The organism is Streptomyces sp. NPDC039462 (genome assembly GCF_055639375.1).
The window spans coordinates 248,762-268,704 of record NZ_JBVKAO010000009.1 but is presented as its reverse complement, the minus strand read 5'-3'; the positions used below and the strand labels follow the sequence as shown (position 1 = coordinate 268,704).

The 19,943-nt window shown below is 71.0% G+C and carries 20 protein-coding genes; 9 read left to right on the top strand and 11 right to left on the bottom strand.

The window, feature by feature from the left end; genetic code table 11:
• Window positions 1-14 precede the first annotated feature (14 nt).
• From ACZ7LU_RS36615 to ACZ7LU_RS36605, 3 genes are read right to left on the bottom strand one after another with little or no spacing between them, the layout of a single operon-like run.
• Complete coding sequence (locus tag ACZ7LU_RS36615) at window positions 15-1,289, bottom strand: betaine/proline/choline family ABC transporter ATP-binding protein (RefSeq protein ID WP_468717070.1); 1,275 nt, start codon at window positions 1,287-1,289, stop codon at window positions 15-17.
• Window positions 1,282-1,929, bottom strand: a complete 648-nt coding sequence (locus ACZ7LU_RS36610; protein ID WP_398298543.1) for an ABC transporter permease — start codon at window positions 1,927-1,929, stop codon at window positions 1,282-1,284. Before ACZ7LU_RS36610 ends, ACZ7LU_RS36615 begins: the two co-directional genes overlap by 8 nt.
• Before the next feature lie 31 nt (window positions 1,930-1,960).
• Window positions 1,961-2,431 carry an Lrp/AsnC family transcriptional regulator gene (locus tag ACZ7LU_RS36605; RefSeq protein ID WP_030794967.1) on the bottom strand — a complete coding sequence of 157 codons (471 nt, stop codon included), beginning with the start codon at window positions 2,429-2,431 and terminating at the stop codon, window positions 1,961-1,963.
• Between the two features lie 121 nt (window positions 2,432-2,552).
• Between ACZ7LU_RS36605 and hppD the strand changes: the two genes are divergently transcribed.
• Entirely contained in the window at window positions 2,553-3,698 is a 1,146-nt protein-coding gene (hppD, locus tag ACZ7LU_RS36600) for a 4-hydroxyphenylpyruvate dioxygenase (protein WP_398298276.1), read from the top strand.
• An 85-nt stretch (window positions 3,699-3,783) separates the two neighbouring features.
• Here the strand turns inward: hppD and ACZ7LU_RS36595 are convergent, their stop codons facing one another.
• The gene (locus ACZ7LU_RS36595; protein WP_471919213.1) at window positions 3,784-4,671 is read right to left on the bottom strand and encodes an alpha/beta hydrolase fold domain-containing protein; all 888 of its coding nucleotides are present in this window, start codon (window positions 4,669-4,671) and stop codon (window positions 3,784-3,786) included.
• Window positions 4,668-5,225, bottom strand: a complete 558-nt coding sequence (locus ACZ7LU_RS36590; protein ID WP_470981965.1) for a quercetin 2,3-dioxygenase — start codon at window positions 5,223-5,225, stop codon at window positions 4,668-4,670. Before ACZ7LU_RS36590 ends, ACZ7LU_RS36595 begins: the two co-directional genes overlap by 4 nt.
• Before the next feature lie 81 nt (window positions 5,226-5,306).
• Between ACZ7LU_RS36590 and ACZ7LU_RS36585 the strand changes: the two genes are divergently transcribed.
• The gene (locus ACZ7LU_RS36585; RefSeq protein WP_468560167.1) at window positions 5,307-5,762 is read left to right on the top strand and encodes a MarR family winged helix-turn-helix transcriptional regulator; all 456 of its coding nucleotides are present in this window, start codon (window positions 5,307-5,309) and stop codon (window positions 5,760-5,762) included.
• Here ACZ7LU_RS36585 and ACZ7LU_RS36580 read toward each other — a convergent pair.
• Window positions 5,748-7,205, bottom strand: coding sequence for a tetratricopeptide repeat protein (locus tag ACZ7LU_RS36580; RefSeq protein ID WP_471919212.1), 1,458 nt, complete (start codon window positions 7,203-7,205; stop codon window positions 5,748-5,750). The two genes, ACZ7LU_RS36585 and ACZ7LU_RS36580, sit on opposite strands and share 15 nt — an antisense overlap.
• Window positions 7,206-7,312: 107 nt before the next feature.
• Here ACZ7LU_RS36580 and ACZ7LU_RS36575 point away from each other — a divergent pair, with 107 nt between their 5' ends.
• The gene (locus tag ACZ7LU_RS36575; protein WP_398298266.1) at window positions 7,313-8,683 is read left to right on the top strand and encodes an FAD-binding oxidoreductase; all 1,371 of its coding nucleotides are present in this window, start codon (window positions 7,313-7,315) and stop codon (window positions 8,681-8,683) included.
• 40 nt (window positions 8,684-8,723) lie between these two features.
• Here the strand turns inward: ACZ7LU_RS36575 and ACZ7LU_RS36570 are convergent, their stop codons facing one another.
• The gene (locus ACZ7LU_RS36570) at window positions 8,724-9,209 is read right to left on the bottom strand and encodes an SsgA family sporulation/cell division regulator (RefSeq protein ID WP_468560172.1); all 486 of its coding nucleotides are present in this window, start codon (window positions 9,207-9,209) and stop codon (window positions 8,724-8,726) included.
• Window positions 9,210-9,463: 254 nt separating this feature from the next.
• Here ACZ7LU_RS36570 and ACZ7LU_RS36565 point away from each other — a divergent pair, with 254 nt between their 5' ends.
• Window positions 9,464-11,119: an RDD family protein gene (locus ACZ7LU_RS36565; RefSeq protein WP_471919211.1), complete on the top strand. Its 1,656-nt coding sequence runs from the start codon at window positions 9,464-9,466 to the stop codon at window positions 11,117-11,119.
• A 75-nt stretch (window positions 11,120-11,194) separates the two neighbouring features.
• Window positions 11,195-11,878, top strand: coding sequence for an RDD family protein (locus tag ACZ7LU_RS36560; protein WP_471919210.1), 684 nt, complete (start codon window positions 11,195-11,197; stop codon window positions 11,876-11,878).
• On the opposite strand, the gene ACZ7LU_RS36555 is transcribed toward ACZ7LU_RS36560, so the two are convergent.
• A complete protein-coding gene (locus ACZ7LU_RS36555; protein ID WP_470981966.1) occupies window positions 11,868-12,140 on the bottom strand; it encodes a hypothetical protein in 273 nt (90 codons plus the stop codon). The genes ACZ7LU_RS36560 and ACZ7LU_RS36555 overlap by 11 nt on opposite strands.
• 541 nt (window positions 12,141-12,681) lie before the next feature.
• On the opposite strand from ACZ7LU_RS36555, the gene ACZ7LU_RS36550 reads away from it, so the two are divergent.
• Window positions 12,682-15,057 carry an immune inhibitor A domain-containing protein gene (locus ACZ7LU_RS36550; RefSeq protein ID WP_471919288.1) on the top strand — a complete coding sequence of 792 codons (2,376 nt, stop codon included), beginning with the start codon at window positions 12,682-12,684 and terminating at the stop codon, window positions 15,055-15,057.
• Between the two features lie 123 nt (window positions 15,058-15,180).
• On the top strand, window positions 15,181-15,495 hold the full coding sequence (locus ACZ7LU_RS36545) for a hypothetical protein (RefSeq protein WP_362987193.1): 315 nt from the start codon (window positions 15,181-15,183) through the stop codon (window positions 15,493-15,495).
• Between the two features lie 29 nt (window positions 15,496-15,524).
• Here the strand turns inward: ACZ7LU_RS36545 and ACZ7LU_RS36540 are convergent, their stop codons facing one another.
• The 3 genes from ACZ7LU_RS36540 to ACZ7LU_RS36530 form a co-directional block, all read right to left on the bottom strand.
• On the bottom strand, window positions 15,525-16,565 hold the full coding sequence (locus ACZ7LU_RS36540) for a YVTN family beta-propeller repeat protein (protein ID WP_471144710.1): 1,041 nt from the start codon (window positions 16,563-16,565) through the stop codon (window positions 15,525-15,527).
• 161 nt (window positions 16,566-16,726) lie between these two features.
• Window positions 16,727-17,311, bottom strand: coding sequence for an isochorismatase family protein (locus ACZ7LU_RS36535; RefSeq protein ID WP_471919209.1), 585 nt, complete (start codon window positions 17,309-17,311; stop codon window positions 16,727-16,729).
• A 132-nt stretch (window positions 17,312-17,443) separates the two neighbouring features.
• Window positions 17,444-18,772 carry a nicotinate phosphoribosyltransferase gene (locus ACZ7LU_RS36530; protein ID WP_471919208.1) on the bottom strand — a complete coding sequence of 443 codons (1,329 nt, stop codon included), beginning with the start codon at window positions 18,770-18,772 and terminating at the stop codon, window positions 17,444-17,446.
• A gap of 91 nt (window positions 18,773-18,863) precedes the next feature.
• Between ACZ7LU_RS36530 and clpS the strand changes: the two genes are divergently transcribed.
• Window positions 18,864-19,178, top strand: a complete 315-nt coding sequence (gene clpS / locus ACZ7LU_RS36525; RefSeq protein ID WP_398298252.1) for an ATP-dependent Clp protease adapter ClpS — start codon at window positions 18,864-18,866, stop codon at window positions 19,176-19,178.
• A 25-nt stretch (window positions 19,179-19,203) separates the two neighbouring features.
• Window positions 19,204-19,806, top strand: a complete 603-nt coding sequence (locus ACZ7LU_RS36520; protein ID WP_398298250.1) for a DUF2017 domain-containing protein — start codon at window positions 19,204-19,206, stop codon at window positions 19,804-19,806.
• Window positions 19,807-19,943 lie beyond the last annotated feature (137 nt).

The window sequence follows — 19,943 nt, the reverse complement described above, 5'->3', positions numbered from 1 at the left end:
CCCGGTGGGGCCGCTCACGCCTTCGCCTCCCCGCCGTAGCCCTCCTGCTCGAAGTGGGTCAGCCGGGCGCGCTGCTCCTCCAGCTGGTGCTGGTGCTCGACGGCTTCGAGGCGGTCGGCCTCCAGCATCTCGTGGACGGAGTTCATCAGCGTCTCCATGTCGACGACGCCCGTGTACTCGCCGCGCCGCCCGGTCACCGCGACGCGGCCCGCGTTGTCCGTGAGGACGGCTTCGAGCGCGTCGCGCAGGGTGGCGTCGCGGGTCACCGTGTCGTGGACGAGGGTGCCCGCGCGGGCCAGCGAACCCTTGGCGCGCATCAGGTCGCCGCGCCGCAGCCACTTGTAGGGGCGGCGGCGCTTGTCGAGCAGGAGCAGTTCGTTGGTGTTGCTGCCGCGCAGCTTGTCGAAGATGTCCTGGAGCGGGTCGTCGACGGTCACCGTGGGAATGTCGGCGATCTCCACGTCCCGTACGCGGGTCAGGTTCAGGCGCTTGAGCGCCGCGCCCGCGCCCACGAAACCCGACACGAAGTCGTCGGCGGGGTTGGTGAGGATCGCTTCGGGGGTGTCGAACTGCGCGATGTGCGAGCGCTCCCGCAGGACGGCGATGCGGTCGCCGAGCTTGATGGCCTCGTCGAAGTCGTGCGTGACGAAGACGATCGTCTTGTGCAGCTCGTGCTGGAGCCGGATCAGCTCGTCCTGGAGGTGGTCGCGGGTGATCGGGTCGACGGCGCCGAACGGTTCGTCCATCAACAGCACGGGCGGGTCCGCCGCCAACGCCCGGGCCACGCCGACGCGTTGCTGCTGGCCGCCGGAGAGCTGGCGCGGATAGCGGTGGTGGAACTCCGCCGGGTCGAGCCCCACCAGGTCGAGCATCTCCTCGACGCGGGAGGCGATCCTCGCCTTGCCCCAGCCGACCATCTTCGGCACGAGCGCGATGTTCTGCGCGACGGTCATGTGCGGGAAGAGGCCGGAGGACTGGATCGCGTACCCGACCTTGCGGCGCAGCTTCACCGGGTCGATGTCGGTGACGTCCTCGCCGTTGATGCGGATGCGCCCGCCGGTCGGCTCGATCAGGCGGTTGATCATCTTCAGGGTGGTCGACTTGCCGCAGCCGGAAGGCCCTACGAGGATGACGGTCTCGCCCGCCTTGATCTCCATGTTGACGCTGTCCACGGCGGGTTCGCCGTTGCCCGGATAGCGCTTGGTGAGGTTCTCCAGCTCGATCGTGGCCCCGGAGGTGGTGGCCCCGGAGGCGGTGGTGGCCCCGGAGGCGGCGGTGGTCTCAGGCACGGATCCCCCTCGAAATGGTCAGCCTGCCGATCAGGACGTACGCGGCGTCGAAGAGCAGCGCGAGGACGACGATCCCGAGCGTGCCCGCGAGCACCTGGTTGAGCGCGTTCTTGCTGCCGAGCGAGCCGATGCCCCGGAAGATCTCGTTGCCGAGGCCGGGCCCCGACGCGTACGCGGCGATGGCCGCGATGCCCATCAGCATCTGCGTGGAGACGCGGATGCCGGTGAGGATGGGCGGCCAGGCGATCGGCAGCTCCACCCTGAAGAGCCGGGCGGCACGGGACATCCCGATGCCCTTGGCGGCGTCGACAAGGGAGGGGTCGACGCCGCGCAGCCCGACGATGGCGTTGCGCACGATCGGCAGCAGCCCGTACAGGGTCAGCGCGACGACGGTCGGCGCGACCCCCAGCCCCACCACCGGGATCAGCAGGCCGATCATGGCGAGGGACGGCACGGTGAGGATGGTGGACGTGACGGTCGTGGCGAGGTTGCCCGCCCATTCGCTGCGGTACGTGAGGACGCCGATCAGTACGCCGATGACGGTGGCGACGACCATGCACTGGAAGACGGCGCTCGCGTGTTGATACGCGTCCGTCAGCAGTTGCTGGTGGCGGTTGCCGAGGTAGTCCCAGAAGTTCACTGAAGTGCTCACCTCGTCTTTCCGAAGGAACTCAGGGGTCTTCGGACGCCTGCTCCACCAGCGGGATGATCCGCAGCGGAACGGGGTTTTCCATGACGATCGCCGTGGAGGCCCGGACGATGCCATCAAAGCCCACGACCCGGTCGATCACACGTTGGAGATCGGCGTTCGACCGGGCCACGAGGCGGCAGAGCATATCGCCGTGACCGGTGATGGTGTGCAGTTCGAGCACCTCGGCGACGGTCGCCAGATGCGCGCGTACGTCCGCGCCCTGGCCCTGTTTGATCTCCAGCGTCGCGAAGGCCGTCACGGGATAGCCGAGCGCCGCCGGATCGACCTCGGGGCCGAAGCCCCGGATGACTCCATTGGACTGAAGCCGGTCCATCCGCGCCTGCACCGTGCCGCGCGCGACCCCGAGCCTGCGGGACGCCTCAAGAACCCCGATACGCGGCTCCCGTGCCAGCAGCACGATGAGTCTGCCGTCCAGATGATCGATCGCCATGACGCCTCCACGGTGGTCATGATGTACAGATAGCCCGCCCATCCTGGTCACCCACTGGGCAGATTGACCACTGAAAACGCGAACTATTGCGCACCTTGCGGTTCGGCGGGAGTCTCACAGCATGACTGAGACCACCACTCACACCCCTGACACCGCGCGCGAGGCCGACCCCTTCCCGGTGAAGGGAATGGACGCGGTCGTCTTCGCCGTGGGCAACGCCAAGCAGGCCGCGCACTACTACTCCACGGCGTTCGGCATGAAGCTGGTCGCCTACTCCGGACCGGAGAACGGCAGCCGCGAGACCGCGAGTTACGTCCTCACCAACGGCGGTGCGCGCTTCGTCTTCACCTCCGTCATCAAGCCCTCCACGGACTGGGGTCACTTCCTCTCCTCCCACGTGGCCGAGCACGGCGACGGCGTCATCGACCTCGCCATCGAGGTGCCGGACGCGCGCGCCGCGTACGCCTACGCCGTCGAGCACGGCGCCCGCGGCATCACCGAGCCGTACGAGGAGAAGGACGAGAACGGCACGGTCGTGCTCGCCGCCATCGCCACGTACGGCAAGACCCGCCACACCCTGGTGGAGCGCACCGACTACGACGGCCCGTATCTGCCCGGTTTCGTGCCCGCGAACCCGATCGTCGAGCCGCCCGCCAAGCGCACCTTCCAGGCGATCGACCACTGCGTCGGCAACGTCGAGCTCGGCAAGATGAACGAGTGGGTCGGCTTCTACAACAAGGTCATGGGCTTCACGAACATGAAGGAGTTCGTGGGCGACGACATCGCGACCGAGTACAGCGCGCTGATGTCGAAGGTGGTCGCGGACGGGACGCTGAAGGTCAAGTTCCCGATCAACGAGCCCGCCATCGCCAAGAAGAAGTCGCAGATCGACGAGTACCTGGAGTTCTACGGCGGCGCCGGCGTCCAGCACATCGCGCTCGCCACGAACGACATCGTCGAGACCGTGCGCACGATGCGCGCGCAGGGCGTCCAGTTCCTGGACACCCCCGACTCGTACTACGACACCCTCGGCGAGTGGGCCGGTGAGACCCGCGTGCCCGTCGAGACCCTGCGCGAGCTGAAGATCCTCGTCGACCGCGACGAGGACGGCTACCTGCTCCAGATCTTCACCAAGCCGGTCCAGGACCGCCCGACCGTCTTCTTCGAGATGATCGAGCGGCACGGCTCGATGGGCTTCGGCAAGGGCAACTTCAAGGCGCTCTTCGAGGCGATCGAGCGCGAGCAGGAGAAGCGGGGCAATCTTTAGGCACCGTTCGTCGCGGGCTGCGCCCTGCTCGTCCTCAAACGCCGGACAGGCTGGATTCCCCCAGCCTGTCCGGCGTTGCCGCCGTTCAGGCCGATGTGCGTCGCCGCGCGAACTCCAGCGAGCGCGCGAAGATCCGCTCGACCTCCGCGTCGGCCACACCGTGCCAGCCGTGGTCCGCGCCCGGGACCGTCCACAGCTCCGCCGGTGCCCCGGCCCGCTCCAGCGCGGCGGCCAGCGACGCGCTGTGGGAGTGGTCCACCATCGTGTCCGCGTCGCCGTGCACCAGCAGGAACGGCGGGGCGCCCGGGCGGACCCGGGGCAGCGGGCTCGCCCCCCGCGCCCGCTCCGGGACCGTCGCCGGGGCCGCGCCGAGCAGGAGCGCCTCGGGAGTCGCGGGGTCCTCCGGGGTGAAGTGGCCGCGCGGGGCGGTCAGATCGCTCGGCCCGTACCAGATCACGGCCCCGGCGACGGCGCCCTCCTCGTGGGTCAGGGCGAGCAGCGAGGCGAGGTGGCCGCCCGCCGACTCGCCCCAGACCACGGTCCGTCCGGCGTCGACGCCCAGTTCCGCACCGCGCAGGGTGAGCCAGCGCAGCGCGTCCCGCAGGTCGTCGAGCGGGCCGGGGAAGTCTGCCTCGCCGCTGAGCCGGTAGTCGACGCAGGCCACGGCGAGACCGGCGGCGGCGATCCGCGCGAACGGCCCCGGCGACCAGTGCCGGGTGCGCATCCCCATGTCGTCGCGGCGCCCCTGGAGCCAGGCGCCGCCGTGCACGAAGAGCACCAGCGGCGCCGGCCCCGCCGCGGGGGCGGTCCCGGGCAGCCACAGGTCGAGTTCCAGGGGGCGGCTGCCCCGGTCCTGGCGGTAGGGCACGCCGCGCAGTTCGCGTACGCCGGGCGCGCGCACCGCCGGGGGCGGCAGGGGAGCGACGTCGGGGTGGGGCGCGGCGATCAGCTCGCGGAGTGCGGGCCCCGTCACCGGGTCCGCCACTGGTGGTCGGGCAGGAAGTTCACGTCGTACTGCTTGGGAACGGTGCCGAACTTGTGGGGCTCGGGGATCAGCGGCCGGTGCGGCAGGCCGTGGTCCTCAGCGGGCGCGCCGAGGTTCTCGAAGAAGCGCTCGAACGTGCCGCCGGGGCCCGCGGCGACGCCGACGACCTGGCTGTGGTGGCGCTCCATGCGGTAGGCGTGCGTGCAGTTCTTCGGTACGAAGCCGAAGTCGCCGGGGGTGAGCAGCTTCTCCTGCTGGATGCCCTCGGTGTCCTCGACGAAGAGCCGGACGGCGCCCTGCGTGACGTAGAAGACCTCGTGGGTGTCGGCGTGCACGTGGGCCGGTATGAGGTCGCCCTTGGGGCCCTCGACGGTGAAGAAGTTGAAGGTGTTCTCGGTCTGCTCGCCGCCCGCGTAGACGGTGACGAGGTCCCCGAACAGGTGGGCGCGGTCGCCGTCGCCCTTCTCGATGAAGTAGGGCTTGCCGGGCTCCGGGGGGATGTGGGAGGTGCGGCGGTAGCGGGTGGCGTACTCGATGGTCATGGGGGTGCTCCTCGCGGCTCGGGCACTGAAGGCATCGCCGGACCACCGTGCGGCCCGGCAATGTCAGGTACCCTGACATTAATGACCGAGAAACCCGTTCGACGCAACCTGCCCCAGCTCCTCGGTGAGGCCCGCCGCTGGTTCGAGGAGGGCCTCCTCGCCGCCATGGAGACGACCGGCGCCCCGCCCGTCTCCCTGACGCAGGTGCAGCTCTTCGCCGTCCTCGACGACGACGGCACCACCGTCTCCGAACTGGCCCGCCGCATGGGCGTCACCCGCCAGACCGCCCACCAGGCCGTGCACGGCCTCGTCGGCGCCGGACTCCTGGAGCAGGTCCCCGACCCCGCGTCCGCCCGGCAGCGGCTCATCCGCCGCACCCCCCAGGGCGAGCGCGCCCACCACGAGGCGACCACCGTCCTCACCCGACTGGAGGAACTGCTCGCCGACCGCATCGGCCCGGCCCCGGCCGACGCCCTGCGGGCCGCACTCGAAGCGCCGTGGGGCCCGGTGCCGGGACCGGACTCAGTCGCGGGGTGACGGCTTGGCTTGCGGCTGCTTGCGCGGCGGCGTCTGCCGTGGCCGGGGCAGCGGCGGAGCCACCTCCCCGCTCGGCGCGTACACCTGCTCGGGGCCGCCCTCCGGCGGCTCGCCCAGCGCCTTCAGGGCCTTCTTCGCCGCGGGCACGCCGAGCGGCGAGAAGTACGGGTTGACGCGCAGCGCCTCCCGCAGGTGGCGGCGCGCGGCGCCGTACCAGCCGAGCTCCCGCTCGATCTGCCCGCGGTGGTAGGCGAACAGGGCGCTGCGCGGCCCCTTGTCCATCGCCTTCGTGACCAGCTTCAGGCCCGCCTCGCCGTCCCCCGACCTGTGCAGCGCCCAGCCCAGCGCGTCCGCCGTCTCCGGACTGCCGTGCCGCTTGTACTCCGCGGTGAGCCGCTTCACCGCCGCGTCCGCGTCGCCGTGGTCCGCCTCGAAGAGGCCGAGGATCCGCTGGTTGTTGACGCCGCCCGCACCGCCCTGCCGCACCCGGGTCCGCAGCACGTCGTACTGCGCCCGCGCCGCGGGACCCAGCTTCAACGACTCGTACAACTCGCCCAGCTCCAGGGCGTACTCGGGCAGCGGATGCCGGATGAGCGCCGACCGGTAGGCCTGCAGCGCCTCCGATGTCCGGCCGAGGGCGGCGAGGGCACGGCCCCGGCCCGCCAGCGACGGATGGTGGTCGGCCTCCGTGGCGAGCGCCACGTCGTAATAGCGCAGCGCCTCCGTCGGCTCGCCCCGCTCCCACGCCAGCTCCCCGACCCGGTGCAGCGCCGCCGCCTTCTCCGCCGGGGCCTCCGCGAGCGCCGCCGCGTCGGTCAGCGCCGCGTTCGCGTCCTCGCGCCAGCCGCGGTTGCGGTAGACCTGCCCGGTCCGCGTCAGGACCGCGGCGCCCGAGCCCAGCTTCTGCAGGGACTCCAGGGCCTTGCCCGCCGCCTTCGTGTCCCCGAGCCCGCTGTACGCGTCGATCAGCGCGGGATACGCCGTCCACCGCTTCGGCGCCTGCCGCACCGCGAGCTCGCCCCACTTCCGGGCCGCCCGGAAGTCGTGCCGGGCATTGGCGAGCGTGGCAAGACCGGTCAGGGCCTCCGGGTTCCCCTCGGGCCGCGTCCTGAGCGAGGTGCGCAGCGCGCTCTCGGCCTTCGGGTAATTCGCGAAGTCGGCGGTCCGCACGCCCTTCGCCACATACGCGGAGCCGAGCACCGCCCAGGACTGCTCGTCGCCGGGGTGCGCCCGCAGATGCGCCTCGCGCTCCCCGATCAGCGCCGTCAGATCCGGCAGCGCGGCGGGCATCCCCGCCCCCACGGCCACCATCGCCCGCCCCGCCGGGCCGAGCGCGGGCGGCGCCGCGTCCCCGCCGTCCCGCGGCAGCAGCACATACGCACTGCCGATCACCACGCTCCCCGCCACGGAGCCGATCAGCACACGCTTCACCGAAGGCCTCATGACGCTCACTGTGCGCCACTGCCGTCCATACGAAGAGCACATCCCGGCCTGCGGAACGGCGTCGCACACGGGTTCACACCGATGGCCCCGGGTGCGAGGCTGTGATCATGAGCCGCACCCTCATCGACCTCCTTCAGGAGGGCCTCCCGGCCGAGGCGGTCCTCACCGACCCGGACGTGACCTCCGCGTACTCCCACGACATGGCGAGCTTCTGCGACGCGGGCACCCCGGCCGTCGTGGTCCTGCCCCGCACCGTCGAACAGGTCCAGCACGTGATGCGCACCGCCACCGAGCTGCGCGTCCCCGTCGTCCCGCAGGGCGCCCGCACCGGCCTGTCCGGCGCCGCCAACGCCAGCGAGGGCTGCATCGTCCTGTCCCTCGTCAAGATGGACCGCATCCTGGAGATCAGCCCCGTCGACCGGATCGCCGTCGTCGAGCCGGGCGTCGTCAACGCCACGCTGTCCCGGGCGGTCGGCGAGCACGGCCTGTACTACCCGCCGGACCCCTCCAGCTGGGAGATGTGCACCATCGGCGGGAACATCGGCACCGCCTCCGGAGGTCTGTGCTGCGTGAAGTACGGCGTCACCGCGGAGTACGTCCTCGGGCTCGACGTCGTCCTCGCCGACGGGCGCCTCATGAGCACAGGGCGCCGCACTGCCAAGGGCGTCGCCGGATACGACCTGACGCGGCTCTTCGTCGGCTCCGAGGGCAGCCTCGGCATCGTCGTCCGCGCCGTCCTCGCGCTGCGGCCCGAGCCGCCGCGACAGCTCGTCCTCGCGGCGGAGTTCCCGACGGCCGGGGCCGCCTGCGACGCCATCTGCGCGATCATGGCGGGCGGCCACGTCCCCTCGCTCCTCGAACTGATGGACCGTACGACGGTCAAGGCCGTCAACGCGCTCGCCCACATGGGCCTGCCCGAGACCACCGAAGCGCTGCTCCTCGCCGCCTTCGACACCCCCGACCCGACGGCCGACCTCGCCGCGGTCGGCGCGCTCTGCGAGGCCGCGGGCGCCACGCAGGTCGTCCCGGCCGAGGACGCCGCCGAGTCGGAACTCCTCCTCCAGGCGCGGCGGTTGTCGCTCACCGCGCTCGAAGCCGTCAAGGGCACCACGATGATCGACGACGTGTGCGTGCCCCGCTCCCGGCTCGCGGAGATGCTCGACGGCGTCGAGCGCATCGGCGAGAAGTACGGCCTGACCATCGGGGTCTGCGCGCACGCCGGCGACGGCAACACCCACCCCACCGTCTGCTTCGACGCGGCGGACCCCGACGAGGGCCGGCGCGCCCGCGAGTCCTTCGACGAGATCATGGCCCTCGGTCTGGAGCTCGGCGGCACGATCACCGGCGAGCACGGGGTCGGCGTCCTGAAGAAGGAGTGGCTGGCGCGCGAGATCGGCCCGGTGGGAGTGGAGATGCAGCGGGCCGTCAAGGCGGCCTTCGACCCGCACTCACTCCTCAACCCGGGCAAATTGTTCTGACCGTGTGTCCGCTCCGTGGTCGCCCCCGTGGCGGCGGAGCTCACTCACCGTCCTTGGACTCGTCCGAGGGCCACGGGTCGCGCAGCCACAGCTCGTCCACGCGGCCTCGGCCTGCGGCGGGCGCGAGCAGCTCGGCGAGGCCGTCGTCGATGCCGAGCTGCTCGCCCTCGGAGCCCGGCGGGACCACGCGCAGCGTCCGCTCCAGCCAGGCGGACACGGCGGCGGCCGGCGCCTCCAGGAGGGCGTCGCCGTCCGGCGAGCTCAGGGCCATCAGGACGACGCTGCGGCCGTCCACCTTCGTCGGCCAGACGCGTACGTCGCCGTGGCCGCACGGCCTGAACACCCCCTCCACCAGGAGCTCGCGGGCGAACGTCCAGTTCACCGGGTGCTCGGAGCCGATGTGGAAGGCGATGTGGACGGCGTAGGGGTCGTCGGTGCGGTAGGTGAGGCGGGCCGGGACGGGGATGGCCCGCTCCGGGGAGAGGACCAGTTTGAGCTCCAGCTCGCGTTCCACCACGGAGTGCATGTCGATGCCCTTCTTCTCTGCGGGGGTCCTGGGACCGGACCCGTACGAGTGGAGAGGGCGGGATCGCCGGAGCATTACGCGGCTTCGGGAAATTTCTTCGTACGACTTCGGGGCGGGGTGCGGGGGACGCGGGGGAAGTGTGGGGAGCGTGCCCGGAAAGTGGTTCGGAAGGGCGGGAGCCGCCCGGTGGGACACGGAGGTCTGATAGATGTGGAGCCCCCAGAAGACCCCCGAGCAGATACGGGACGACGGACATGAGCGCCCCAACTCCGGCCCCAGGCGACGAACGGCCTCGCGAAGGCTACTACCCCGACCCGTCCATTCCCGGATATGTCCGGTACTGGAACGGCACCGCCTGGGTCCCCGGCACGAGCCGCCCCGCCCCGTCCGACGGCGAACCCCTCCCGCCCCCGCCGGGCGCACCCACCCCCTCCCGCACGGAGGAAACGGGCCCCGTCTTCTTCGACGAACACCACCCCCAGACGGGCCAGTTCGAAACGGGCCCCCCTGACACGGGCCCGATCGCGACGGGCCCGCTCACGGAGGGGACGACTGGGACGGGCTCGCCTCCGACGGGCTCGTCCGCGGCGGGGCAGGCTGTGTCAGGGCAGGCGGCACAGGGTCAATTCCCGCCCGGGCACTCCGTGCCGGGCCAGGGCGCGGCGGGCCACGCCGTGTCGGGGCAAGTCGCGCCGGGGCAGGGCGCCTCGGGGCAGCCCGGGCCGCAGAGCCAGGCTGCGTCGGGCCAAGCCCTGCCGGGACAGTCCGGGTCGGGACAAGTCGCGTCGGGGCAAGGTCGGGTCGGGCAGGGGCAGCACGGGGGGCGGCCCGAGCCTGCTACTGCCTGGCAGGCCGATGCGGGGCGGCAGGCCGGACTCGGTGCCGAGCAGGAGCGACGGGTTTCCTGGGGCGATGCCCAGGAGCCGAGCGCTCCCCGGGTGACCGAGGACACGGCGCCCCGCGCCGAAGCCGCCGCCGAGAGCCCCTCGCACGAGGACAGCAACCCCGGCACGGTCACCATCCGCGCCGTGAAGCCGGGCGCCGCCAAGCCGACCGCCGGCGAGGGCACAGTGACGTTCCGCCGGCCCACCCCGTCGGCCGGCACCGACGGCACCATGTCCATCCGCGCGATCCGGCCCAAGTCCAAGCAGCCCTCCGTACCGCAGCAGGGTGGCGTACCCCCGCAGGCGGCCACGCCTCAGGCCCGGGCCCCGCAGCCTCAGACCTCCGTGCCGCAGCAAGGTGGTGTCCCCGCACCCGTCACCTCCGGGCCCGGCGGTGGCTCGCAGTCGTGGGCGCAGCAGGTGCACCAGCTCGCGCAGGGCCCGGCCGAACCGGCCCCCGCCCAGCAGGGCGAGGGACAGCCCGTCGTGCCGTGGAAGCCCGTCGCCGCGGACCCGTTCCTCGCCGTCGCGCAGGCCCAGGCCGCGGCCCGCCCCGCGGGACTCGGCAGGCGCCTCGCCGCACGGCTCCTCGACACCCTCGTCCTCGCCGTCGTCACCGGCGCCGCCGCGCTGCCCCTCGGCACCAAGGCCGCCGACCACATCGACAGCAAGATCGACGCGGCGAAGCTCTCCGGCGAGAAGACCACGGTCTGGCTGCTCGACGGCACCACCGCGGGCTACCTCGGCATGATCCTCGCCGTCCTGCTGCTCTTCGGCGTCGTGTACGAGGCGCTGCCCACCGCCAAGTGGGGCCGCACCCTGGGCAAGAAGGTGTGCGGCATCGAGGTGCGGGACATCGAGGAGCACGAGGCGCCGACGTTCGGGGCGGCGCTGAAGCGCTGGCTGGTGTACAGCGTGCCGGGCGTGCTCGTGATCGGCGTCGTCGGCGTGGTCTGGTGCCTCTTCGACCGGCCGTGGCGCCAGTGCTGGCACGACAAGGCGGCGAACACCTTCGTCGCGGGGTGAGCAGCGCCGAGGTCGCGTAACCCGGTCGGCCGCTCGCCGGATGCGGAGCCCGGACCGGCGCGGTCGACTCGGGCCATGAGCACCGAACCGCCGCAATACCCGTCACCGGACGACGACCCGTTCAAGAAGCGGCCGCCGCAGCCCCCGCAGGGCGGCGGAGGCGGGTCCCCGTACGACACCCCGCCCCCCGGTTCGGGGCCCCCGCCCCCGGGAGCGGGCGGCGGCTCTCCCTACGGCGCCCCGCCCCCTCCGTACGACGGCGACCCGTACGGCGGCGGACCCGGTGGCTACGGCGGACAGGATCCCCTCGCCGGGATGCCTCCGCTCGCCGACAGCGGCAAGCGTGTGCTCGCCCGCATCATCGACATGGTTCTGGTGGGCATCGTCGTCGGCCTGCTGTCGTGGCTGTTCGGCACGGCGGCGTACGACATCGACCCGGACGAGGTGAACACGGGCAAGTCGTTCGGCCAGTCGCTGCTGGCCGCCGTGCTCTACATCGCGTACGACACCTATCTGATCTCCAGGACCGGGCAGACACTCGGCAAGAAGTGGCTGGGGATGCGGGTCGCCAACCTCAACGACGGTGCCACGCCCACCCTGCAGACCGCGCTGGCCCGCGCGGCCGTCCTCTGGCTGCCGTTCGCGTTCTGCTGCGCCTGTGTCTGGACGGTCATCTGTGGCGGCTGGAGCTTCTTCGACAAGCCCTACAAGCAGGGCCTGCACGACAAGGCCGCCAAGACGGTGGTGGTCAGCGCCTAGGCACCGCGGCGTGCCGCGCCGGTACGCGCGTGTCGGCGGGGGCGGCCGCCGGCACCGTGCGCGCGAGCGGCGCCGCGGGTTTCTCGGGACGCCTCGGCAGCGGAACCGTCATGGCGACCAATAAGCCGAGGCCGAGCGCGGCCAGGGCTATCACCGCGATACCGACTCCCGAGGCGGTCCGGGAGAGCAGCAGCATCGCGAGGGTCGAGAAGACGACGGTCACCGAACCGTAGGTGATCTGTGCGGTGGTCGGACGTGGCATGGGACGAGGCATGACGTGATCCGTCCTCGGCAGTGATCCCCCCACGGCTTGTGGCCGCGGGGGCGGATGCGGATGTGTGAACGAACGTTTACGAATCAAAGGGGCCTCGACGCCGGCGACTTGGGATGTGCCGCCATGCGCGGTGGCGCACCGTCGATTGACTCTATGACGCTCCATGCCCGACGGGAACGGGCAGTAAGCGTGACCTAACCCACGGTGCCGCAGCACAGGGGGCGCACGGGTTCATGGCGTCCAGTAAGTGGACGGTGCGGCGCGCCCGTTGACCATGCGCGTGGAGCAGTGCCCCATGTCCGGATACCGGACCCCGGCGTCTGCATAGTGCACTTGGCCTGTCCAAGTCAAGGTCTGTCTTTTCTCCCGTACTTCCGGTCGAATGTCGTCACTTGTGACGCGTACATCGCGCGCGGACCCCCCTCCGACCGGGAATTTCGGTCCGCCATTTTCGCGCGGGCGCGGGGGAGGACAACATCAAGTGACAGCCAGAACACGGACGTTCAGAGCCACCGCGGTGGCCGTGGCGATGGCCGCGGCCGCCGCGACGTTCTCGGCGGCGACGGCAGCGACGGCCTCGGCGGAGGACGGCGCATCGGGCGGGGCGCCGGCCATCGACCGGCAGGACCCGGCGCACCCGAAGGCGCATGTCGACCACGACCTGGACGGACCGTTCAGCAAGCAGCAGGCGCAGCAGCGCAAGGCCGCCCTGCAGCAGGTCGTCGAGGGCGACGCCAAGGTGCAGAAGCGGGGCGCCTCCAAGGTCGTCAAGCTCGACGACAAGAAGTACGTCGAGCTGGGCCGCGAGAAGACCGACAAGATCTTCACGATCCTGGTGGAGTTCGGGAACAAGGTCGACGACACGACCATGTACGACCCGGACGGCCCCGAGGGCCCGGAGCAGCCCGTCAAGAAGTACGGCGGCAAGCCCGGCCCGCTGCACAACAAGATAGCCAAGCCGGACCGTGCGAAGGACAACAGCACGGCCTGGCAGAAGGACTACAACCGCAAGCATTTCCAGGACCTCTACTTCGGTGAGGGCAAGGACAGCAAGGGCAAGACCAAGCACTCGCTGAAGACCTACTACGAGAAGACCTCCTCGGGCCGCTACTCGGTCGACGGCGAGGTCTCCGACTGGGTCAAGGTCGACTACAACGAGGCGCGTTACGGCTCGAACTACTGCGGCGACACCAACTGCGCCAACGTCTGGGACGCGGTCAAGGACGGCGTGACCGCCTGGACGAAGGCCCAGAAGGACGCGGGCCGCACGGACGCGCAGATCAAGGCGGACCTGGCCAAGTACGACCTCTGGGACCGCTACGACTTCGACAACGACGGCGACTTCAACGAGCCCGACGGCTACATCGACCACTTCCAGATCGTCCACGCGGGCGAGGACGAGTCGGCCGGCGGCGGCGCCGAGGGCGAGAACGCCCTGTGGGCGCACCGCTGGTACGCGTACGGCAACGACGCGGGCCGCACGGGTCCCGGCAACAACAAGGCCGGCGGCACCCAGATCGGCGACTCGGGCATCTGGGTCGGCGACTACACGATGCAGCCGGAGAACGGCGGCCTCGGCGTCTTCGCCCACGAGTACGGCCACGACCTCGGCCTGCCCGACCTGTACGACACCACGGGCAAGGGCGAGAACTCGGTCGGCTTCTGGTCGCTGATGTCGGCCGGCTCCTGGCTCGGCACCGGCAAGGACGCCATCGGCGACCTGCCGGGCGACATGACCGCCTGGGACAAGTTCCAGCTGGGCTGGCTCGACTACGCCAAGGCGAAGGCGGCCACGACGTCCGAGCACAAGCTGGGCGTCGCGGAGTACAACACCCGGCACCGTCAGGCGCTCCTCGTCGACCTGCCGAAGAAGGCCGTCACCACCAAGATCGTGAAGCCCGCCGAGGGCGCCAAGCAGTGGTGGAGCGACCAGGGCGACGACCTCAAGAACACCCTCACGCGCTCCGTCGACCTGACCGGCAAGTCCAAGGCCGAGCTCTCGCTGAGCGGCTGGTGGGACATCGAGGCCAACTACGACTACCTCTACACCGAGGTCTCGACGGACGGCGGCGCCAACTACACGCCGGTGGACGGCACCGCGGACGGCAAGCCGATCACCCGTGACGCCGGTGACAAGCCCGCGCTGACCGGTGTCTCCGGCGCGTACAAGAAGCTCGTCTTCCCGCTCGACGCCTACGCCGGCAAGAAGATCGACATCCGCTTCCGCTACGCCACCGACGGCGGCGCGGGCGGCAAGGGCTTCACGGCCGACGCGCTCGCCATCACCGCGGACGGCGCCAAGCTGTTCGAGGACGGCGCCGAGGGCGACGACAACGGTTGGACGGCGAAGGGCTTCTCGCGCATCGGCGAGTCCTTCACCAAGAAGTACGACCAGTACTACCTCGCCGAGAACCGCCAGTACGTGTCGTACGACAAGACCCTGAAGGTCGGCCCGTACAACTTCGGCTTCTCGCAGTCCCGTCCCGACTGGGTCGAGCACTACCCGTACCAGACCGGCCTGATGGTCTGGCAGTGGGACACCTCCCAGAAGGACAACAACACCAGCCAGCACCCCGGCCAGGGCCTGATCCTGCCGGTCGACGCGCACGCCAAGCCGCTGAAGTGGAAGGACGGCTCGCTCCTGCGCAACAAGATCCAGCCGTTCGACGCGCCCTTCAGCAAGTACGCGACCGACTCGTTCACGCTCCACAACGCGGACGTCGCGCTGAAGATCAAGTCCCAGAAGGGCGTCCCGGTCTTCGACGACCGCAAGGGCACCTACTGGTACGCCTCGAACCCCACGGGCAGCGTGAAGGTCACTGACACCAACACGCAGATCAAGATCATCAAGCAGCCCAAGGACGGCTCGACGATCACGGTCCAGGTGGGTCGCTCGACGAAGTAGCCAGCATTTCCGCAGGTCAAGCCATGATCGGCCGTCGCCCCCTAGCGGGCGGCGGCCGATCGTGTTTAGGTGCGTCCTGTGACTGTCTTATTGACGCGACGTTTCACGGGGGTGTGACCGAGCATGTCCGCAGGTGGTTTCTGCAAGCTGCCCAACGGCAGCGTGGTGGTGGCGCTGACGCTGCCGAGCCCGGCGCCGGGCGGCGGCACGGTCAGGATGATCGTGCACGCCGTGAACCGCGCCAGGGCCCTGACCCGGCTGCGGAACCTCGGCCTGCGGGCGGTCTACCTCCGGGGCAACGCCGAGCCGCCCACCCCGGACGAGATCACCGCGGTCCTGCACCATCCGGACGGCCTCATATGGCGCACGGCGCCCGACACGGTGAACGAGCTGTGGCATCCGATCCGGGCACTGTTCGGGCGGCGCGCCGCCGCGTAGGGCCCGCCCCGGCGAGGAGATGCGCGCGCTCACCTGGGGGTGATGGCGATGCCCTCGGGCTGGTCCCCGGTGGGCAGGGTCGCCCGCACCTTCCCCGTCGCCGGGCTGACCACCGAGACGGTGTCCGAGCCCTCGTTGGTGACCCAGACCCGGTTGCCGCCCGGGCTGACCGCGAGCCCCTGCGGCGTCCTGCCGACGGGCACCTGCTGGAGGACCCGCCCGGTCGAGGTGTCGATGACCAGGAGCGTGTCGGCCGCGGAGTCGGCGGCGTACAGACGCAGCCCGTCGGGGCTGAGCCCCAGGCCCAGCGGGCCCTTGCCGACCGCCCAGGTGGCGGTCACCTTGCGGGTGCCGGTGTCGATGACCGAGACGGATCCCGAGCCCGTGTTGGCGACGTAGACCCTGTCCCCCTTGCCGGTGCTGGTGATGCCGCTGGGGAAGTCGCCCACCGGGATGCGGGCCACCGCGCGGTCCTCCTTGGACAGCACGGTGACGTCGTTGGTGCCGCTGTTGCTGACGTAGGAGACCCCGCCGGGCAGTGTGGTGACGCTGTGCGGGAGCTCCCCCACGGGAATGGTCGCGACGACTTTGCGGGATGAGGTGTCGATGACCGACACGGTGTCGCTGCCCCAGTTCGCGGTGATGACCCGCCGCCCGTCACGGCTCGGCGTGGCCGCGAACGGATACGAACCGACGGGGACGGTCGCCACGACCTTGTGGTGCGTGGTCTCGATGAAGGAGACCGTGTCGGACAGGCCGTTCGCCACGTACACGGTGGAGCCGTCCGGGGCCGCGCCCACACCGGTCGGCCCGTTGCCCACCTGCGTGCTGGTGACGCGCCGTTCGAGCCGTACGTCGTACGAGGGGGCGGTCCCGGAGCCGCTGCTCGCCACGTAGGCGACGATCCGCATCGGGAAGTCGCCGCCGGGCCCGCCCTTCGGTCCTGCCGCCGCAGGCACGGGCGGCCCGGGAGCCGCGGCGGCCGAGGTGCACGCCACGGCCGTGAGCACGGCACCGAGCGTCAGCCGGGCACGGAAACGGAAACGGCCGGGTACGGAAGGGCGCTGCATGATTCCCACCTTTTGGGGCTGGCGTTCGGAAGGACCCTCTAGGGACACATCCGTTCAAACGCACGGCGGGTGATCAGCGCACGGCAGGAGTGTGAATTCGCTCTTTCGCCTGCGCCGGGTGGACGAATTCGGCTATGACCCCACTTCGCGACATGACGGGTCTACAGCACCGGCTTGCCGGTGAGTTCCACGCCCGCCGCCCGCAGCTCCTGGAGGGCCCGCTCCGTCGTGGCCTCGGCCACCCCTGCGGTGAGGTCGAGCAGCACGTGCGTACGGAAGCCCGCGCGCACCGCGTCGAGCGCCGTGGCCCGCACGCAGTGGTCCGTGGCGATGCCCACCACGTCGACCTCGGTGATGGACCGCTCCCGCAGCCAGTCCGCCAGCGGCACCCCGTTCTCGTCGACGCCCTCGAAGCCGCTGTACGCCGCGGAGTAGGCCCCCTTGTCGAAGACGGCGTCGATCCCGCCGGAGGCGACCGCGGGCGCGAAGTTCGGGTGGAAGCCGATGCCCTCCGTGCCGGCCACGCAGTGCGGCGGCCAGGAGTCCACGAAGTCCGGGCGGTCGGAGAAGTGGGCGCCGGGGTCGATGTGGTGGTCGCGGGTGGCCACCACGTGGCGGTAGCACGCCGGGGCCTGGCCGATCAGCTCCGTGATGCCGGCGGCCACGTCCGCGCCGCCGGCGACCGCGAGGCTGCCGCCCTCGCAGAAGTCGTTCTGCACGTCTACGACGATCAGTGCGCGGCGCATGGCGGGTGTCCTTCTGCTGGGGGACTACGAGCGTAGAGACTTCGGGTGCGTTGCGGGAGGGGGCGGCCGAAGCGCCCGGGGCGGGATCACACGGACCGGCCGGGCGGGGTCACACGGACCCGGCCCGGCGGGTCACACGTACTCGGTCGGAATGACCGCTTCGCCCCGGGACAGCTGCGTCGCCGACAGGGGGAGCCCGGCGCGCGCGGCGGCGTGCCGGTCGCGGACGGCGTCCAGCGGCTCGCGGGCCACGACCGTGCCGCCCTTGACCAGCTCGACCAGGAGCTGCCGGTCGACGAGCTCGGGCGGCACCGGGCCGGTGCCGACGACCTCGGCCTCGGCGACGCCGTGCTCGTCGGTCCTGCGCGCGGCCCACTTGCGGCCGCCCACCGAGGACTTGGCGCCGAGCGACTTCTTCGCCACGGGCTCCAGGGGGGCCTTCGGGTCCGCCGAGTGGGCGCGGGCCACCAGTTTGTAGACCATCGAGGCGGTGGGGTGCCCGGAGCCGGTGACGAGCTGCGTGCCCACGCCGTACGCGTCGACGGGCGCCGCGGCGAGCGAGGCGATGGCGTACTCGTCGAGGTCGGAGGTGACGACGATCTTCGTGTCCGTCGCGCCGAGCTCGTCCAGCTGCTGGCGCACCCGGTGCGCGACGAGCAGCAGGTCGCCGGAGTCGATGCGGACGGCGCCGAGCTCGGGCCCGGCGACCTCGACGGCCATCCGGACGGCCTCGGTCACGTCGTAGGTGTCCACGAGCAGGGTGGTGCCGCGGCCGAGCGAGTCGACCTGGGCGCGGAACGCGTCGCGTTCGTTGTCGTGCAGCAGGGTGAAGGCGTGGGCGCTGGTGCCGACGGTCGGGATGCCGTAGCGGAATCCGGCGGCCAGGTCCGACGTGGTCGCGAAGCCGCCGACGTACGCGGCGCGGGCGGCGGCCACGGCGGCCAGTTCGTGGGTGCGGCGGGCGCCCATCTCGATCAGCGGGCGCTCGCCCGCGGCCGAGGACATGCGGGAGGCGGCGGCCGCGATGGCCGAGTCGTGGTTGAGGATGGAGAGGATCACGGTCTCCAGGAGCACGCACTCCGCGAAGGAGCCCTCGACCCGCAGGATCGGCGAGCCGGGGAAGTAGACCTCGCCCTCGGGGTAGCCCCAGATGTCGCCCTGGAAGCGGTAGCCGGAGAGCCACTCGAGGGTCGCCTCGTCGACGATGTTCCGCTCGCGCAGGAAGCCGAGGACGCCGGCGTCGAAGCGGAAGTTCTCCACGGCGTCCAGGACGCGGCCGGTGCCGGCCACCACGCCGTAACGCCGCCCCTCGGGCAGTCTGCGGGTGAAGACCTCGAAGACCGAACGCCGGTCGCCGGTACCGGCCCGCAGCGCGGCCTGCAGCATCGTCAGCTCGTACTGGTCCGTGAAGAGCGCCGTCGACGGAACATCCACCGGCAGCCCAAGGTCCGCTGTGTTCATACGATGGATGCTACCCCCAATCTCGTCACTCTGACGATTTCGAGGCCCGGGCAAGAGGCCATTTGTGCGAGGGGCCTCTCGTGGTGGCAGCATGGGGCGTGTGAGTACGGCTCCCGCAGAGATCACGCGCCCGGAATCGGACGAAGAGGCGCTCGTCGTCCCCGAACCGGACGTTCCCTGGATCACGCTCGTGCACAACGACCCGGTCAACTTGATGAGCTACGTGACGTACGTGTTCCAGACGTACTTCGGGTACTCGAAGGAGAAGGCCACGAAGCTGATGATGGACGTGCACCAGAAGGGCCGAGCGGTCGTCTCCAGCGGCACCCGCGAGGAGATGGAGCGCGACGTCCAGGCCATGCACGGGTACGGGCTGTGGGCCACCCTTCAGCAGGACCGGAAGTAGCGGACCGGAAGTAGCGACGCATCTGATGCCAGGACAATTCGAAGCGATTCCAGGGGGCGGCGCGGCCGTCGCGCTCGACGAGGTCGAGATCTCGATCATCCGCTCCCTCGCCGTGCAGCTCCTGGAGCTGATCGGTCCGGGGCCGGGCGGTGAGGTCTCCGACGACCCGCTCGCGGAGCTCTTCGCCGAGGGGCCGAGCGAGCCGCCCTCCGACCCGGTGATGAAGCGCCTGCTGCCCGACGCGTACGGCGGCCCGGGGAGCGAGGACGCGGCGGGCGACGCGGACGAACTCCGGGCGTACTCGTCGGAATTCCGCCGTTTCACGGAGAACGACCTGCGGGCCAAGAAGCGCGACGACGCCCTGGCCGTGATCCGCTCGCTCGACTCGATGACGGCGTCGGGCGAGGGCGGAGCTGTCCTGAAACTGTCGGTCGAGGAGTCCCGGCACTGGCTCGGAGCCCTCAACGACCTCCGGCTCGCGATCGGCACGCGCCTGGAAGTCAGCGACGAAGAGGACGCGGATCTGCTCTACCGGCTGCCGGACTCCGACCCCCGCAAGCCGATGGTGATGGCCTACCTCTGGCTCGGCGGACTGCAGGAGACGCTGGTCGGGACGTTGCTGGACTGAATCCGGGCAGAAATCCGTGCAGACGGCAGCGAAATTTGTTGTAGTGGACAGGTTCTGTTCACCCGGCGGGCCGTTCGCTCAGCGGAGCCTCAAATCCGGATAACGATCCCGTCACTTCATTGTCCGCCTTTGTCGCG

Bases quoted from the DNA above. Each gene is read 5' to 3' on its own strand.
- ACZ7LU_RS36585 (WP_468560167.1), top strand. From the start codon at position 5,307: ATGACCGAGAAACCCGTTCGACGCAACCTGCCCCAGCTCCTCGGTGAG.
- ACZ7LU_RS36605 (WP_030794967.1), bottom strand. From the start codon at position 2,431: ATGGCGATCGATCATCTGGACGGCAGACTCATCGTGCTGCTGGCACGG.
- ACZ7LU_RS36540 (WP_471144710.1), bottom strand. From the start codon at position 16,565: ATGCAGCGCCCTTCCGTACCCGGCCGTTTCCGTTTCCGTGCCCGGCTG.
- ACZ7LU_RS36550 (WP_471919288.1), top strand. From the start codon at position 12,682: ATGGCCGCGGCCGCCGCGACGTTCTCGGCGGCGACGGCAGCGACGGCC.
- ACZ7LU_RS36530 (WP_471919208.1), bottom strand. From the start codon at position 18,772: ATGAACACAGCGGACCTTGGGCTGCCGGTGGATGTTCCGTCGACGGCG.
- ACZ7LU_RS36575 (WP_398298266.1), top strand. From the start codon at position 7,313: ATGAGCCGCACCCTCATCGACCTCCTTCAGGAGGGCCTCCCGGCCGAG.
- ACZ7LU_RS36570 (WP_468560172.1), bottom strand. From the start codon at position 9,209: ATGCACTCCGTGGTGGAACGCGAGCTGGAGCTCAAACTGGTCCTCTCC.
- ACZ7LU_RS36580 (WP_471919212.1), bottom strand. From the start codon at position 7,205: ATGAGGCCTTCGGTGAAGCGTGTGCTGATCGGCTCCGTGGCGGGGAGC.
- clpS (WP_398298252.1), top strand. From the start codon at position 18,864: ATGGGGCGTGTGAGTACGGCTCCCGCAGAGATCACGCGCCCGGAATCG.
- hppD (WP_398298276.1), top strand. From the start codon at position 2,553: ATGACTGAGACCACCACTCACACCCCTGACACCGCGCGCGAGGCCGAC.
- ACZ7LU_RS36555 (WP_470981966.1), bottom strand. From the start codon at position 12,140: ATGCCACGTCCGACCACCGCACAGATCACCTACGGTTCGGTGACCGTC.
- ACZ7LU_RS36560 (WP_471919210.1), top strand. From the start codon at position 11,195: ATGAGCACCGAACCGCCGCAATACCCGTCACCGGACGACGACCCGTTC.
- ACZ7LU_RS36535 (WP_471919209.1), bottom strand. From the start codon at position 17,311: ATGCGCCGCGCACTGATCGTCGTAGACGTGCAGAACGACTTCTGCGAG.
- ACZ7LU_RS36565 (WP_471919211.1), top strand. From the start codon at position 9,464: ATGAGCGCCCCAACTCCGGCCCCAGGCGACGAACGGCCTCGCGAAGGC.
- ACZ7LU_RS36520 (WP_398298250.1), top strand. From the start codon at position 19,204: ATGCCAGGACAATTCGAAGCGATTCCAGGGGGCGGCGCGGCCGTCGCG.
- ACZ7LU_RS36590 (WP_470981965.1), bottom strand. From the start codon at position 5,225: ATGACCATCGAGTACGCCACCCGCTACCGCCGCACCTCCCACATCCCC.
- ACZ7LU_RS36545 (WP_362987193.1), top strand. From the start codon at position 15,181: ATGTCCGCAGGTGGTTTCTGCAAGCTGCCCAACGGCAGCGTGGTGGTG.